Below are 14,956 nucleotides of genomic sequence, written 5' to 3' on the forward strand. Positions count from 1 at the left end.
CCGGGGCGGGCTCGGGCGCGCTACTTCTTGCCCTTGCTCTCCCCGCCCGACTCGTCCGTGGACAGGACGGCGATGAAGGCCTCCTGCGGCACCTCCACGTTGCCGACCATCTTCATCCGCTTCTTGCCTTCCTTCTGCTTCTCCAGCAGCTTCCGCTTACGGGAGATGTCACCGCCGTAGCACTTGGCGAGGACGTCCTTGCGGATGGCGCGGACGGTCTCACGGGCGATGACCCGGGAGCCGATGGCGGCCTGGATCGGCACCTCGAAGTTCTGCCGCGGGATCAGCTCGCGCAGCTTGGCGACGAGCCGGACGCCGTACGCGTACGCCTTGTCCTTGTGGGTGACCGCGGAGAAGGCGTCGACCTTGTCGCCGTGGAGCAGGATGTCGACCTTGACGAGCTGGGCGGTCTGCTCGCCGGTGGGCTCGTAGTCGAGCGAGGCGTAACCCCGCGTCTTGGACTTCAGCTGGTCGAAGAAGTCGAAGACGATCTCGGCGAGCGGCAGGGTGTAGCGGATCTCGACCCGGTCCTCGGAGAGGTAGTCCATGCCGAGCAGGGTGCCGCGCCGGTTCTGGCAGAGCTCCATGATCGCGCCGATGAACTCGCTGGGGGCCAGGACCGTGGCGCGCACGACGGGCTCGTGCACCTTGTCGATCTTGCCCTCGGGGAATTCGCTCGGGTTGGTGACGGTGTGCTCGGTGCCGTCCTCCATGTCGACGCGGTAGACCACGTTGGGGGCGGTGGCGATGAGTTCGAGGCCGAACTCGCGCTCCAGCCGCTCCCGGATCACGTCGAGGTGGAGCAGTCCGAGGAAGCCGACGCGGAAGCCGAAGCCGAGGGCCGCGGAGGTCTCCGGCTCGTACACCAGGGCGGCGTCGTTGAGCTGGAGCTTGTCCAGCGCCTCGCGCAGGTCCGGGTAGTCCGATCCGTCCAGCGGGTAGAGACCCGAGAACACCATCGGCTTGGGGTCCTTGTAGCCGCCCAGCGCCTCGGTCGCGCCCTTGTGCAGGGAGGTGATGGTGTCACCGACCTTGGACTGCCGGACGTCCTTCACACCGGTGATGATGTAGCCGACCTCGCCCACGCCGAGGCCGTCGGCCGGGGTCATCTCCGGGGAGGAGACCCCGATCTCCAGCAGCTCGTGGGTGGCGCCGGTGGACATCATCCGGATGCGCTCGCGCTTGTTGAGCTGACCGTCGACGACACGGACGTACGTGACGACGCCCCGGTACGAGTCGTAGACCGAGTCGAAGATCATCGCGCGGGCCGGGGCGTCCGCCTGGCCGATGGGGGCCGGGACGTCCCTGACCACCCGGTCGAGCAGTGCGTCCACGCCGATACCGGTCTTCGCGGAGACCTTGAGCACGTCCTCCGGCTGGCAGCCGATGAGGTTGGCCAGCTCCTCGGAGAACTTCTCGGGCTGTGCGGCCGGCAGGTCGATCTTGTTGAGCACCGGGACGATGGTGAGGTCGTTCTCCATCGCCAGGTAGAGGTTGGCCAGCGTCTGGGCCTCGATGCCCTGCGCGGCGTCGACCAGCAGGACCGTGCCCTCGCAGGCGGCGAGCGACCGGGAGACCTCGTAGGTGAAGTCCACGTGGCCCGGGGTGTCGATCATGTTGAGGACATGGGTGCGGCCCTGGCCCTCGCCCGTGGTGGGCGCCCAGGGCAGTCGCACCGCCTGGGACTTGATGGTGATGCCGCGCTCGCGCTCGATGTCCATACGGTCGAGGTACTGAGCGCGCATCTGCCGCTGGTCGACCACGCCGGTCAGCTGGAGCATCCGGTCGGCAAGGGTCGACTTGCCGTGGTCGATGTGCGCGATGATGCAGAAGTTGCGGATCAGCGCCGGGTCGGTACGGCTCGGCTCGGGCACGTTGGTAGGAGTCGCGGGCACGCAGGGTCCTGATTCTTGAGACGCCGAACGCCGTGTCTCGGGTCGATGTCGGTTCGGTCGGATCGATACGTAGCCTCCATCGTCCCATGGTTGCGGGGCGGAGACCGGTTTGGGCCGGTCGGAGCGGGACTGGTAACGTTGACAGCTGTGCCTCGCGACTCTCTTGGGCCGTGGGGCGCACATCGAAGATCCATCGAACCTGAAAAGGCTCTTTTCGTGGCGAACATCAAGTCCCAGATCAAGCGGAACAAGACGAACGAGAAGGCGCGCCTGCGCAACAAGGCCGTCAAGTCCTCGCTCAAGACCGCTATCCGCAAGGCCCGTGAGGCTGCCGCCGCCGGTGACGTCGAGAAGGCCACCTCGGCCGCTCGCGACGCCTCCCGCGCGCTCGACAAGGCCGTCTCGAAGGGTGTCATCCACAAGAACGCCGCCGCCAACAAGAAGTCGGCGCTGGCCTCCAAGGTTGCCTCCCTCCAGGGCTGAGCATTCTGATGTGATCGCCGGGACGGACCCAGCGGGCCCTCTCTCCCGTTCCTGACCGGCACCCCGCGCCGCACACCGAACCTGCGTTCGCCACGCGGGTGCGGCGCACCAAGCGTGAACCGAGGCCCCGGCCCCCGCTCTCCCCGGAGCGAGGACCGGGGCCTTCGGCGTACGTGCTCCTGCGGACCCCGAAGGCCCGGGGCCGGGGCTACCGCCCCGACCGTGCCGCCCGCGCGATCGCGACCACGGCCTTCTCCAGGGCGTACTCCGGGTCGTCTCCGCCGCCCTTGACCCCCGCGTCGGCCTCCGCGACCGCCCGCAGCGCCAGGGCCACCCCGTCCGGCGTCCAGCCGCGCATCTGCTGCCGGACCCGGTCGATCTTCCACGGCGGCATGCCCAGCTCACGGGCGAGGTCGGCGGGGCGCCCGCCACGGGCCGAGGACAGCTTGCCGATCGCCCGTACGCCCTGCGCCAGCGCACTGGTGATCAGCACCGGCGCCACTCCCGTCGACAGCGACCAGCGCAGCGCCTCCAGCGCCTCCGCCGCCCGCCCCTCCACCGCGCGGTCGGCGACCGTGAAGCTCGACGCCTCGGCGCGGCCCGTGTAGTAACGGGCGACGACCGCCTCGTCGATGGTGCCCTCGACATCCGCGACGAGCTGCGAGACCGCGCTCGCCAGCTCCCTCAGATCGCTGCCGATGGAGTCGACCAGCGCCTGGCACGCCTCGGGCGTCGCCGAACGCCCCAGTGCCCGGAACTCCGACCGTACGAACGACAGCCGCTCGGCCGGCTTGGTCGTCTTCGGGCAGGCGACCTCCCGCGCCCCCGCCTTGCGCGCCGCGTCCAGCAGGCCCTTGCCCTTGGCGCCGCCCGCATGCAGCAGCACGAGGGTGATCTCCTCGACCGGGTCGCCGAGATACGCCTTGACGTCCTTGACCGTGTCGGCGGAGAGGTCCTGCGCACCGCGCACGATCACCACCTTGCGCTCGGCGAAGAGCGAGGGGCTCGTCAGCTCGGCAAGGGTGCCGGGCTGGAGCTGGTCGGAGGTGAGGTCGCGGACATCGGTGTCGGGGTCGGAGGCACGGGCCGCGGCCACCACCTGTTGCACGGCGCGGTCGAGGAGCAGGTCCTCCTGGCCCACGGCGAGCGTGAGAGGGGCGAGCGGGTCGTCGGTGGAATTCCTTCTGGTGGCCATCGCCGTCCAGCATCCCATGCACCACTGACAGCCCCCGGACTCCCTCCCCCGCCCGCCCGGCCCGCCACCCCCTCTGTTCGCCCCTGCCAGGAGAATTCCGCACGTTGCTAGGATTCCTGCCGCGACAACGGATCAAGTGAATTCCAGAGGAGAACCCGAATTGGGTTCGTCAATGATTCCACGCCGCCGGCTCGGAAATACCGGACTGGAGGTTTCCGCTCTCGGGCTGGGCTGCATGGGAATGAGTCAGACATACGGAATTCCGGACGACACGGAATCCATGAGGACCATCCATCGCGCCCTCGACCTCGGCTGCGATTTCTTCGACACGGCGGAGTCCTACGGTCCGTTCGTCAACGAGGAGCTCTTAGACCGACCGGCAATAGGGGGGGCGGCGTCGCGGGGCTGGGCACGCACATCTGCCGCGTTGTCGTCAAATCAACAACGCTCCGCGTTGCCTCAATCCTCCGCCTTGCAGCTGCACGCACCCAGCCCCGCTCCTTCACCCACCCCCCAATTGCCGGTCGGTCTTAGGCAGGGCGCTGCGCGGCCGCCGGGACGACGCGGTCGTCGCGACGAAGTTCGGCTGGGAGTACGAGGGCACCGTGCGGGGCGCGCTCAACAGCCGGCCCGAGCACATACGCGAGGCGGTCGACGGGAGCCTGAGCCGGCTGGGTACGGACCGGATCGACCTGCTGTATCAGCACCGGGTGGACCTGGAGGTGCCGATCGAGGACGTGGCCGGAGCGGTCGGCGAACTCGTCGCGGCCGGAAAGGTACTTCACTTCGGCCTCTCGGAGGCGGGAGCGAACACCGTCCGCCGGGCGCACGAGGTCTGTCCCGTATCGGTTCTCCAGACGGAGTACTCCCTGTGGGAACGCCATCTGGAGCAGGAGATCCTGCCGGTGATCCGAGATCTGGGCATCGGTCTCGTTCCCTATTCACCGCTGGGTCGCGGATTCCTGACCGGAGCGGTCCTCCGCGCGGAGGAATATCCGGAGAACGACTACCGCAGGCACGATCCGCGATTCCAGGGCGATAATTTCAGGATCAATTCCGCGGCCGCCGACATGGTCCGGGACGTCGGCGGCGGGTGCGGTGCGACCCCGGCGCAGGTGTCGCTCGCCTGGCTGCTGCACCGGGGCGACGGCATCGTGCCGATCCCCGGCACGAAGCGCAGGCCGACGCTGGAGGAGAACCTCGCGGCGGCGGAACTCACGCTCGGTCCGGACGAGCTGCGGCGCCTGGACGCGGCGCTGCCGCCGTCGGTGGTCGCCGGCAGCCGGTACCCCGAGAGCGTCATGCACATGAACGGCCGTTGGAGACCGTCTCCACCGGACCGCGCGGCGTACCCGGTACGGGAGAATGGGCAGGTGAGCGATGTGAGACATGTGCTGGTGCTGCCCGACCGCGATGCCGCGGAGGAGGTGGCCGGAGAGCTCGGCGACCGCTTCGGGGTGACCGAGGAGCCCCAGCTCGTACGCGATGCGCTGGCCGGTGAGGACGATGCCGAGGACGCCCAGTGGCTGGTGGTCGTGGAGGACCCGTCGGGGCGGCTGGACTCCTCGGCACTCGACGCCTTCGCCGCGGAGTACGAGGGGTGGCTCGAAGCTCCGTAGTACGCGCCCTGCGAGGGGCGCCGCCCGGGGCGGGCGGCGGGTTCAGCTCTTGGGGACGATCTGGATGTCCATGTCGATGGAGATGCTGGAGCCGACGGCCGCGATGCCGCGGGCCAGCATGGTCTGCCAGGTCAGGGTGAAGTCCTCGCGGTGCAGTTCCGTGGTGGCCCGGCAGGCGGCGCGGGTCTCGCCCTCCAGGCCGTTGCCGAGGCCGAGGTACTGGGTGTCCAGCGTGACCGTGCGGCTGACACCGTGCAGGGTGAGCGCACCGGTGACGCCCCAGCGGGTGCCGCCCCGGTGGACGAAGCGGTTGCTGTAGAACTCCATCGTCGGATAGCGCCCGACGTCGAGGAAGTCGCTGGAGCGCAGGTGGTCGTCCCGCATCTGGACGTTGGTGTCGATCGACGCGGCATCGATGATCACGTGCATGGCCGAGTCCTCCATGCGGTCGGCTATGCGCACCGCACCCGCGAAGGTGTTGAACCGACCGTGAATGCGCGCGAGTCCGATGTGCCGGGCCGTGAAGCCGATCTGCGAGTGCATCGGCTCGACCTCCCACTCGCCCGGAGCGGGCAGCTGCGGGGGCGCGGACAGCTGAAGGGTCACATCGCCGAGGCCGGCGTGACCGCCCTCGACGACCGTGGCCGAGCCATGGAACGGAGTGAAGCCCTCGGCCGTGACGGCCAACCGGTACTCACCGGCCGGGACGGTGGCGAGCACATTGCCGAACGGATCCGTCTCACCGCCGAACACCTTGCGGCCCGCGCCGTCCGTGACCGCGAACTCGGCCAGCGGAACGACCTCGTTGACGGGATCGAGCACGCGACAACTGAGCAGTCCGGCGGTGCGCGGCATCTCGAGTCCGGCAAGGGCATTGCCCTGCGCGACCCCCGCCGCTCGCCTGCCATTCGGCCAACGACCGAACATCTTCCACCTTCCCCCGGGGACGATTCACCTTGGGGCCCGGCCGCTGGACGTCTCTGTCGGAGCAGCGGCCCACCGACGAGCATGCATTCGATCACCAATGTGGCGTTCGAGGCAAACAGAGCAGCTCGCAGGGGCTTGGGAGGAGGTGTTACCGAAGGTCCGAATTGATCGTTCTCGGGCGGGGTGATCATGACCGGCCCACCGCCCGCAGCCCCGGCCCGGCGCCCGTCACGGCGATCGCGCCGTCGGTGTCCGTACGCAGCACCACGGCGCCGCCCGCTCTGAGCGCGTCGACGGTACGCGCGGCCGGGTGGCCGTACGGGTTGTCCCTGCCCACGCTCACCAGGGCGAATCGCGGGTGCGCGCTGCGCAGCAGGGCGGTGTCCTGGTGGGCGGAGCCGTGATGGGCGACCTTGAGCACGTCCACCCGCGGCAGCGCGGGATACCTGCGCAACAGCCCCTGCTGAGCCGGTGGTTCGAGGTCTCCCAGGAGCAGCAGGGTCAACCCGCCGGACCGGACGTACAGGGTGACGCTGGCATCGTTCGGCTCCAGCGGTACGGGCCCGGCGCCCGGGTCCGCCGCTGCGCCGCCGGCCCCTGTGGCGTTCGCCGGCCAGAGAACCCGCCAGTCGAGCGCCCCGATCCGGCGGCGTTCCCCCGGCACGGCCCGCACCAGGGGCACATGCGCCCCGGCCGCCGTCCTCCGTACGAACGCGACCTGGTCCGGCGGTTCGTCCAGGCTCGTCGTCTCGATCGCACCCACCGCCCTGCCCCGCAACACACCGGGCAGGCCTCGCACATGGTCTGCGTGGAAGTGTGTGAGGACCAGGAACGGCACCTCCGTGATGCCGAGCTCGTGAAGGCACCGGTCGACGAGAGAAGGATCGGGCCCGGCGTCGACGACCACCCCCGCGCCCTCCCCCGCGGCCAGCACCAGGGCATCTCCCTGCCCCACGTCGCACATCGCGAACGCCCAGCCCGGCGGCGGCCATCCGGTCAGTACTCGGGTGAGCGGCACCGGTCGCAGCACCGCGAGGACCAACAGCAGCGCGGCGGCCCCGCAGACCCAGGGATGGCGCACGATCCGACGGGCGAAGAGCACCATCAGAGTGGTCAGCGCGGTGAGCAGCACCGCCCCCTTCCCGCCGTCGGGCCAGTCGATCTCCGCTCCGGGCAGGGCCGCCCCGGTGCGGGCCACCGTGGCGATCCAGCCGGCCGGCCATCCCGCGATCCGGGCGAACAGCTCCGCGACCGGCATGGCCACCGGCGCCAGGGCGAGCGCGGCGAACCCGAGGACCGTGGCCGGTGCCACCGCGAACTCGGCCAGCAGATTGCACGGGATCGCCACCAGACTGACCCGGGAGGCGAGCAGCACGACGACCGGCGCGCACACCGCCTGCGCGGCGGCCGCCGCGGCCAGCGCCTCGGCGAGCCGGGGCGGAACTCCGCGCCGTCGCAACGCGTCGCTCCACTTCGGGGCAATGGTCAGCAGGGCGCCGGTGGCGAGCACGGAGAGGACGAATCCATAACTGCGCGCCATCCACGGGTCGTAGAGCACCAGCAGCAGAACGGCGGCTGCCAGCGCGGGAATCAGCGATCTGCGCCGCCCCGTGCCGATGGCGAGCAGGGTGATCAGCCCGCAGGCGGCTGCCCGCAGAACGCTCGGTTCGGGTCGGCAGACGATGACGAAGGCGAGGGTGAGCCCGCCGCCGAGCAGCGCCGTCAGCCGCAGCGGGATCCCCAACCGGGGTGCCAGTCCGCGGCGTTCGACGCGCAGCGCCGTGCCCGGTGGTCCGATGAGGAGGACGAGCAGGATCGCCAGGTTGGCACCGGAGACCGCCATCAGGTGGGTGAGGTCGGCAGCCTTGAACGCCTCGTGCAGTTCGGGGGTGACCCGTGAGGTGTCGCCGACCACCAGGCCCGGCAGAAGGGCCCGCGCATCGGGTTCGAGCCGCTCGGTCGCCTGCCGCAGACCACCGCGCAGCGCGCCTGCGGTGCGCTGGAGGAAGGAGGGGGGTCCGATCACGCGCGGCGGCCCCTTGCCCCCGGGACGCAGTACGGCGGCGCTGCGCTCCCCGTCGTGCAGCGGCGGCGCCAGTCGGCCGCCGACGCGCAGATGTGTGGAGGGGAGCAACTGCTGCCACTGCCCCGTCGAGCCGCCGGGCGAGACGATCAGCAGTACGGGCGTACTCAGCCTGGTGACCGCGCCGTCGGGGCCGGTCAGCCGTGTGATCTCGGCGTCCACGAGGAGGGATGCGGGCATGCTGCGGTCGCCGCGCACCCGGGGCCGGGTCTGCCGGGCGTCGGACGTCACCGTCACCTCCGCCTCGACCCTCGCGAACCGCTGAGCGAGCGCGTGGACCGGACCCTCCCGTACGTCCGCGCTGTGCAACCCTGCCGATGCGGCCCCGGCCGCCGCACAGAGCAAGGCCGCGGCGGTGGCGGTCGCCGTGGCCCGTGGCGACCGCCGACCGCGTACCGCAGTCTCATCGCTCGCCCTTTCCTCGCCCTCCCCTGCGTCCTCGCGCTCTTCTTCGTCCTCGCCCTCCCCTGCGTCCTCGGCCGTCCTGCGCAGTGCCCGGGTTGCCGAGGCTCCCGACATGGCGAGGAGCACCATGGCCGCACCCACGCAGAGCATCACGCCCGTGGTGGTCCACCGCCCCGGCGCGCTCAGCGCCGACGCGGCTCCGGCCCAGGCCGCCATGGCCGGCGGGACCAGGCGCAGATCGAGCGGACCCTCCTGCCGCGGATCGGAGGCGCCGAGCCGGCGGCCCGACGCCGCGTGGACGTCCGGGCCGCTCATGGCCCCACCAGTGGTCGGAGGTCGGCGAACCGGCGGTCACCGATCCCGTTGACCTCACGCAGTTCGTCGACGGAGCGGAAACCGCCGTGCTGTGTGCGGTAGTCGACGATGTGCTGGGCGAGGACCGGGCCGACCCCGGGCAGCGTGTCCAGTTGTTCGGCGGTCGCGGTGTTGAGGCTGACCGGGCCGGCCGGAGAGCTCCCGCCGTCGCCCGGCGCGGTTCCGACCGGTCCGCCGACGGCTGCGGGGCCGGATGGAGCGCCCACCACGATCTGCTCTCCGTCCATGAGCACCCGTGCCCGGTTGAGTCCGGTGAGGTCGGCTCCGTCCCGGACTCCGCCCGCCGCGCGTAACGCATCGGCGACCCTTGCTCCGGACGGCAGTTGACGGATGCCGGGCCTTCGCACCTTTCCGCTCACGTCGACGACGATGTGTCCGCCCGGCCCTGTCACAGGTGGTGGTCCCGGTGACGGCTCCGGCGCTTCGGCGGCATCCGGCGCCGGGGGCGATGTCCGGGCGTGCGCGGCTTCAGCGACCGGCTCGGGCGCGCGCACGGAGTGCGGGCGCCCGGACCAGAAGTGCATCGCGGCAAGGACTCCGGCCGCGACCAGGACAACGGCCAGCGCGGCAAGGGATTTCGGCTCCAGACCGCATCTGAGCTGCAACCAGACCGGAATCCGCTCCCTCAGCGCGAGAACCAGCCGCTCCCACCACCGCCCCGGCACACCGGAATCCTGACTCGGGCTCGGGCTCGGGCTCGGGCTCGGGGCTTGAGCCGAGGTCGAGGTCGGAGGCGGCGCCGAGACCGGGGCCCGGACAGGAGCCGGGGCCACCCCCAGCACGGGCCGCGCGACCCGTCCGCCGTACGCACCTGTCATGAGGGCGTCCGCCCGCCGGCGCGAAGCCGCGGCCACGGCGTCCGCCCGCCCACGCGACGACGACCGTCGCCGGCCGGGGCCGCTGCGAACACGGACGTCCGAGGCCGGGACGCGCCCGGGGCCGCTGCCGCTGGTTGCACGAGGTGATCGGGGAGTCATGCCTCACGACGGTAGGCACATCTGCCCGAACCCGCTGAGCAGACTCAATTCCGGTGGAAAATCGACCAGTTGTGGATAACTCGGCCACCCCTGGGGGTGACGCACAAGAGACCGGCAGGGCCGCGCACCCCGGATCAGCGCGGCGAGACCACTGCCCCGAGCAGACCGGGCCCGGTGTGCGCACCGATCACCGCGCCCACCTCGCTCACATGCAGATCGACCAGACCCGGCACCCGTTCGCACAGCCGCTCGGCGAGCCGCTCGGCCCGCTCGGGTGCCGCCAGGTGGTGCACGGCGATGTCCACACGGCCGCTGCCCGCCCGTTCCACGACGATCTCCTCCAGGCGCGCGATCGCCTTCGAGGCCGTCCGTACCTTCTCCAGCAGGTCGATACGGCCGCCGTCGAGCTGGAGCAGCGGCTTCACGGCGAGCGCCGACCCCAGCAGCGCCTGCGCGGCCCCGATACGGCCACCTCGGCGCAGATAGTCCAGCGTGTCGACGTAGAAGTACGCGGAGGTGCCCGCGGCCCGCTTCTCCGCGGCGGCGACCGCCTCGTCCAGGCTTCCGCCCGCCTCCGCCGTCTCCGCGGACGCCAGGGCGCAGAACCCGAGGGCCATGGCGACCATCCCGGTGTCCACCACCTTTACCGGAACCGGCGCGTCCTTCGCCGCGAGCAGAGCGGCGTCGTACGTACCCGAGATCTCGGCCGAGAGGTGCAGCGAGACGATGCCGGTGGCCCCGGCCTCGGCCGCCGCACGGTACGCGGCGGCGAACACCTCCGGACTCGGCCGGGACGTGGTCACGGGACGACGCTTCTGGAGCGCCACTGCGAGGGAACGGGCCGAGATCTCGGTGCCGTCCTCCAGAGCCTGATCACCGAGGACGACGGTCAGCGGCACCGCGGTGATGCCGTGCCGCTCCATCGTCTCGGGCGGCAGGTAGGCCGTGGAATCGGTGACGATCGCGACATGGCGGGACATGAGCGGGAGGTTACCTGGCGAACCCGCGTCCCGGCAGTCCGACCCCGGCCGAATGATCTCTCCTGGCCTCTTCGGACCACGTCCTGTCGCAGCCGGTCGTCGAACGTCTCAGTTCGTCGTTTCCGGCCGGGCCGCCTTCTGCCACGGGTATCCGGTCTGCCGTCGCGGGTCCGGAGCCGTGATCGCCTGGGCCACCCCGTCCGCCGGCCCACTTCCCCGCTCCTGCGCCTGCCCGTATCCCTGTCCCTGTGGCTCGTCCGTCTCCACCGTCCAGTGCCGAAGCGCTCCGGCCTCCACGTCGATCTGTGCGTTCAGCGCGTCCAGATCGTCGTCGGTGAACTTCCGCGCCCGGTCCCGCGCGGCCCACCGCAGCGAGTCGGCGGAGTGCGTGATCCGCTCCGTACGCTGCTTCAGGCCCGGCAGCAGCGAGGCGACGGTCGCCCGGTCGGGATCGCGCTCCAGCTTCTTCAGCTCTTCGTCCAGCTCCTGCCCGTGCACGCTCAGCCGCTGGAAGAGGCCCAGCGACTCCGAGAGCGAGGCGTCCTCGACGGCTCCCGCCCGCAGCGCCTCCTGCGTGGCTCGCATGGATGTGCGCAGTGCCAGCCGCAGCTGCGCCAGCTCCCCGCCCACGCCCGCCTGGCCGTAGCTCTTCGCCCGCAGCGCGGTCTCCTCGACGGTGCGCCGCGCCTGTGTGATCGTACGGTCCACACCGCGCTTCGCCGCGCCGATGGCTTTGACGCTCACGTACACGCCCAGGGCCACAAACGCGAAAAAGAGCAACCCCAGAATCAGGATCACGGCTTCCATGAGCGCCCCTCGGTATCGTTTCGGCTGCCGGTTCCGGCCCCTCCACCGTAAACGGAAAGGGCAGGTTGAGGGTTCCTTCGGAACCCCCAGCCTGCCCGTAGGGGAATGCCCCCACACCATCGCGCGCGGCGCGGTCAGCGCCTCACGCGGGACGCCGTGTCATCACGCCGGGACGATGTTGACCAGCTTCGGTGCCCGCACGATCACCTTGCGGATACCGGCGCCGTCCAGCGCCGCCACCACGGCCGGATCGGCCAGGGCCAGCGCCTCCAGCTCCTCGTCCGTGATCGACGGGGAGATCTCCAGGCGCGCCTTGACCTTGCCCTTGACCTGCACGACGCAGGTCACGGTCTCGTCCACGACGTACGCCGGGTCGGCGACCGGGAAGTCCTGGTGCACGACCGACTCGGTGTGGCCCAGCCGGCGCCACAGCTCCTCGGCGATGTGCGGGGCCAGCGGCGCCACCAGCAGCACCAGCGACTCGGCGACGGACCGGGACAGCGGGCCGCCCGTCTTGGTCAGGTGGTTGTTCAGCTCGGTGACCTTGGCGATCGCCGTGTTGAAGCGCATCCCGGCCATGTCCTGGCCGACCCCGTCGATCGCCTTGTGCAGCGCACGCAGCGTCTCCTCGCCCGGCTCCGTGTCGACGACGGTGACCGCACCGGTCTCCTCGTCGACGACATTGCGCCACAGCCGCTGCAGCAGCCGGTACTGGCCGACGACGGCGCGCGTGTCCCACGGCCGCGACACGTCCAGCGGGCCCATCGCCATCTCGTACAGGCGCAGCGTGTCCGCTCCGTACTCGGCGCAGATCTCGTCCGGCGTGACGGCGTTCTTCAGGGACTTGCCCATCTTGCCCAGGACGCGGCTGACCTTCTCGCCCTGGTAGTAGAACTTTCCGTCGCGCTCCTCGACCTCGGCCGCCGGGACCGCGATGCCGCGGCTGTCCCGGTAGACGAACGCCTGGATCATGCCCTGGTTGTACAGCTTGTGGAACGGCTCGGCGGACGAGATGTGTCCCAGGTCGTGCAGCACCTTGGACCAGAAACGGGCGTACAGCAGGTGCAGGACGGCGTGCTCGGCGCCGCCGACGTACAGGTCGACACCGCCGGTCGGCTGCCCCTCGCGCGGGCCCATCCAGTACTGCTCGATCGCCGGGTCGACCAGCTTCGAGTCGTTGTTCGGGTCCAGATAGCGCAGTTCGTACCAGCAGGAGCCCGCCCAGTTGGGCATGGTGTTGGTCTCGCGGCGGTACTTCTTGGGACCGTCGCCCAGGTCCAGGGTGACATCGACCCACTCGGCGTTCCGGGACAGCGGGGTCTCGGGCTGGGTGTCGGCGTCGTCGGGGTCGAAGGTGCGCGGCGAGTAGTCGTCGACCTCCGGCAGCTCCAGGGGCAGCATCGACTCGGGCAGCGGGTGGGCGACGCCGTCCTCGTCGTAGACGATCGGGAAGGGCTCGCCCCAGTAGCGCTGGCGGCTGAACAGCCAGTCACGCAGCCGGAAGTTGACGGTGCCCTCGCCGACGCCGTGTGCCGTCAGCCACTCGGTGATCTTCGCCTTGGCGTCGACGACGCCCAGACCGTCCAGCGAGATCTCGTCATTGGCGGAGTTGACCAGCTTCGCGTCGTACGAGCTGAAGGCGTCGTCCCAGGTCGACGGGTCCGTGCCGCGGTCGTCCGACGGCTCGACGACACAGCGCATCGGCAGCTCGAAGGCGCGCGCGAAGGCGAAGTCGCGCGCGTCGTGCGCCGGTACGGCCATGATCGCGCCGGTGCCGTAACCCATCAGGACGTAGTCGGCGATGAAGACGGGAACCTTCTCGCCGCTGACCGGGTTGGTCGCGTACGCACCGGTGAAGACACCGGTCTTGTCCTTGGCCTCGGCCTGCCGCTCCACGTCGGACTTGGCGGCGGCCAGCTTGCGGTAGGCGGCAACGGCCTCGGCCGGGGAGGCGTATCCGCCGGTCCACACCGCGTGGGTGCCCTCGGGCCAGGCGGCCGGAGTGATCTGCTCGACCAGCTCGTGCTCGGGCGCCAGCACCATGTAGGTCGCGCCGAACAGGGTGTCCTGGCGGGTGGTGAAGACGGTGATGCTGCCGGCGCCGTCGACCGGGAAGTCGACGCGGGCGCCTTCGGAGCGCCCGATCCAGTTGCGCTGCTGCAGCTTGATGGCCTCGGGCCAGTCCAGCCCGTCCAGGTCGTTCAGCAGCCGGTCGGCGTAGGCGGTGATGCGCATGTTCCACTGGCGCAGCTTGGCCTTGAAGACGGGGAAGTTGCCGCGCTCGGAGCGGCCGTCGGCCGTCACCTCTTCATTGGCCAGCACGGTACCCAGGCCGGGCGACCAGTTGACAGGCGCGTCGGAGGCGTACGCCAGGCGGTACTCGCCCAGGATGTCGGCGCGCTCGACGGCGCTCAGCGCGCTCCAGTCACGGCCGTCCGGGGTGGGGCGTGCGCCGCTCTCGAACTGTGCGACCAGTTCGGCGATCGGGCGAGCCCGGTCGGCCTCGGTGTCGTACCAGGAGTTGAAGATCTGCAGGAAGATCCACTGGGTCCACTTGTAGTACTCCGACTCGATCGTGGCGAACGAGCGGCGCTTGTCGTGGCCCAGGCCCAGCCGGCGCAGCTGAGCGGTCATGTTCTCGATGTTGGCCTCGGTGGAGACCCGCGGGTGCGTGCCGGTCTGCACCGCGTACTGCTCCGCGGGCAGGCCGAAGGCGTCGAAGCCCAGGGTGTGCAGGACGTTGTGCCCGGTCATCCGCTGATGGCGGGCGAAGACGTCGGTGGCGATGTAGCCCAGCGGGTGGCCGACGTGCAGGCCCGCACCCGAGGGGTACGGGAACATGTCCATGATGAACTTCTTCGGCCGGGCGGCCAGCTCCGCATCGCCCGCCAGGTCACCGCTCGGGTTCGGCGCCTCGTACGTGCCCTCGGCGTCCCAGAAGTCCTGCCAGCGTGCCTCGATGTCGGCGGCCATCGCCGCCGTGTAGCGGTGCGGCGCAGCCGTCTCGGCTGCGGAAGTCGTCTCGCTCATGATCCTCAAAGCTCCATCGATCGTCATCTGCCGGCGCCCATGTCTACGGACACGCGTCTACGGAAACGAAAAATCCCCTCGCACAGGAGGGGACGCCGCGCCGATTCCGACCAGGCATTCTCACCGGTCGGGACTGATCAGCGCGGCTCGCTAAGCAGAAGGCGTACGGCACGCATGGCG

At 70.5% G+C, this 14,956-nt stretch carries 9 protein-coding genes and 1 pseudogene; 2 read left to right on the forward strand and 8 right to left on the reverse strand.

Annotated elements, in window-relative coordinates; translation table 11 throughout:
- Positions 1 to 20: 20 nt before the first annotated feature.
- Entirely contained in the window at positions 21 to 1,895 is a 1,875-nt protein-coding gene (gene lepA, locus BT364_RS03710) for a translation elongation factor 4 (RefSeq protein WP_072483587.1), read from the reverse strand.
- 216 nt (positions 1,896 to 2,111) lie between these two features.
- Between lepA and rpsT the strand changes: the two genes are divergently transcribed.
- Entirely contained in the window at positions 2,112 to 2,378 is a 267-nt protein-coding gene (gene rpsT / locus BT364_RS03715) for a 30S ribosomal protein S20 (RefSeq protein WP_072483588.1), read from the forward strand.
- A gap of 208 nt (positions 2,379 to 2,586) precedes the next feature.
- Here the strand turns inward: rpsT and holA are convergent, their stop codons facing one another.
- A complete protein-coding gene (holA, locus tag BT364_RS03720) occupies positions 2,587 to 3,573 on the reverse strand; it encodes a DNA polymerase III subunit delta (RefSeq protein WP_072483589.1) in 987 nt (328 codons plus the stop codon).
- Positions 3,574 to 3,745: 172 nt separating this feature from the next.
- On the opposite strand from holA, the pseudogene BT364_RS03730 reads away from it, so the two are divergent.
- A pseudogene (locus BT364_RS03730) lies at positions 3,746 to 4,835 on the forward strand (aldo/keto reductase); the annotation flags it as partial.
- A 399-nt stretch (positions 4,836 to 5,234) separates the two neighbouring features.
- Here the strand turns inward: BT364_RS03730 and BT364_RS03735 are convergent.
- From BT364_RS03735 to leuS, 6 genes are all read right to left on the reverse strand, one after another.
- Positions 5,235 to 6,119, reverse strand: coding sequence for a YceI family protein (locus tag BT364_RS03735; protein ID WP_072483590.1), 885 nt, complete (start codon positions 6,117 to 6,119; stop codon positions 5,235 to 5,237).
- Positions 6,120 to 6,306: 187 nt separating this feature from the next.
- Positions 6,307 to 8,922 (reverse strand): ComEC/Rec2 family competence protein, encoded by a 2,616-nt coding sequence (locus BT364_RS03740; protein ID WP_072483591.1) that lies wholly within the window; start codon positions 8,920 to 8,922, stop codon positions 6,307 to 6,309.
- A complete protein-coding gene (locus BT364_RS03745) occupies positions 8,919 to 9,647 on the reverse strand; it encodes a ComEA family DNA-binding protein (protein WP_371268047.1) in 729 nt (242 codons plus the stop codon). Before BT364_RS03745 ends, BT364_RS03740 begins: the two co-directional genes overlap by 4 nt.
- 446 nt (positions 9,648 to 10,093) lie before the next feature.
- Positions 10,094 to 10,939, reverse strand: a complete 846-nt coding sequence (locus BT364_RS03750; protein WP_072483592.1) for a DegV family protein — start codon at positions 10,937 to 10,939, stop codon at positions 10,094 to 10,096.
- 108 nt (positions 10,940 to 11,047) lie between these two features.
- Entirely contained in the window at positions 11,048 to 11,746 is a 699-nt protein-coding gene (locus tag BT364_RS03755; protein ID WP_072483593.1) for a hypothetical protein, read from the reverse strand.
- Between the two features lie 162 nt (positions 11,747 to 11,908).
- On the reverse strand, positions 11,909 to 14,776 hold the full coding sequence (gene leuS, locus BT364_RS03760; RefSeq protein ID WP_072483594.1) for a leucine--tRNA ligase: 2,868 nt from the start codon (positions 14,774 to 14,776) through the stop codon (positions 11,909 to 11,911).
- Positions 14,777 to 14,956: the final 180 nt, after the last annotated feature.

Source organism: Streptomyces atratus (genome assembly GCF_900119365.1).
In the GTDB taxonomy this organism is placed as follows: Bacteria; Actinomycetota; Actinomycetes; order Streptomycetales; family Streptomycetaceae; genus Streptomyces; species Streptomyces atratus_B.

Bases quoted from the DNA above. Each gene is read 5' to 3' on its own strand.
- BT364_RS03735 (WP_072483590.1), bottom strand. From the start codon at position 6,119: ATGTTCGGTCGTTGGCCGAATGGCAGGCGAGCGGCGGGGGTCGCGCAG.
- BT364_RS03750 (WP_072483592.1), bottom strand. From the start codon at position 10,939: ATGTCCCGCCATGTCGCGATCGTCACCGATTCCACGGCCTACCTGCCG.
- BT364_RS03755 (WP_072483593.1), bottom strand. From the start codon at position 11,746: ATGGAAGCCGTGATCCTGATTCTGGGGTTGCTCTTTTTCGCGTTTGTG.
- leuS (WP_072483594.1), bottom strand. From the start codon at position 14,776: ATGAGCGAGACGACTTCCGCAGCCGAGACGGCTGCGCCGCACCGCTAC.
- holA (WP_072483589.1), bottom strand. From the start codon at position 3,573: ATGGCCACCAGAAGGAATTCCACCGACGACCCGCTCGCCCCTCTCACG.
- BT364_RS03740 (WP_072483591.1), bottom strand. From the start codon at position 8,922: ATGAGCGGCCCGGACGTCCACGCGGCGTCGGGCCGCCGGCTCGGCGCC.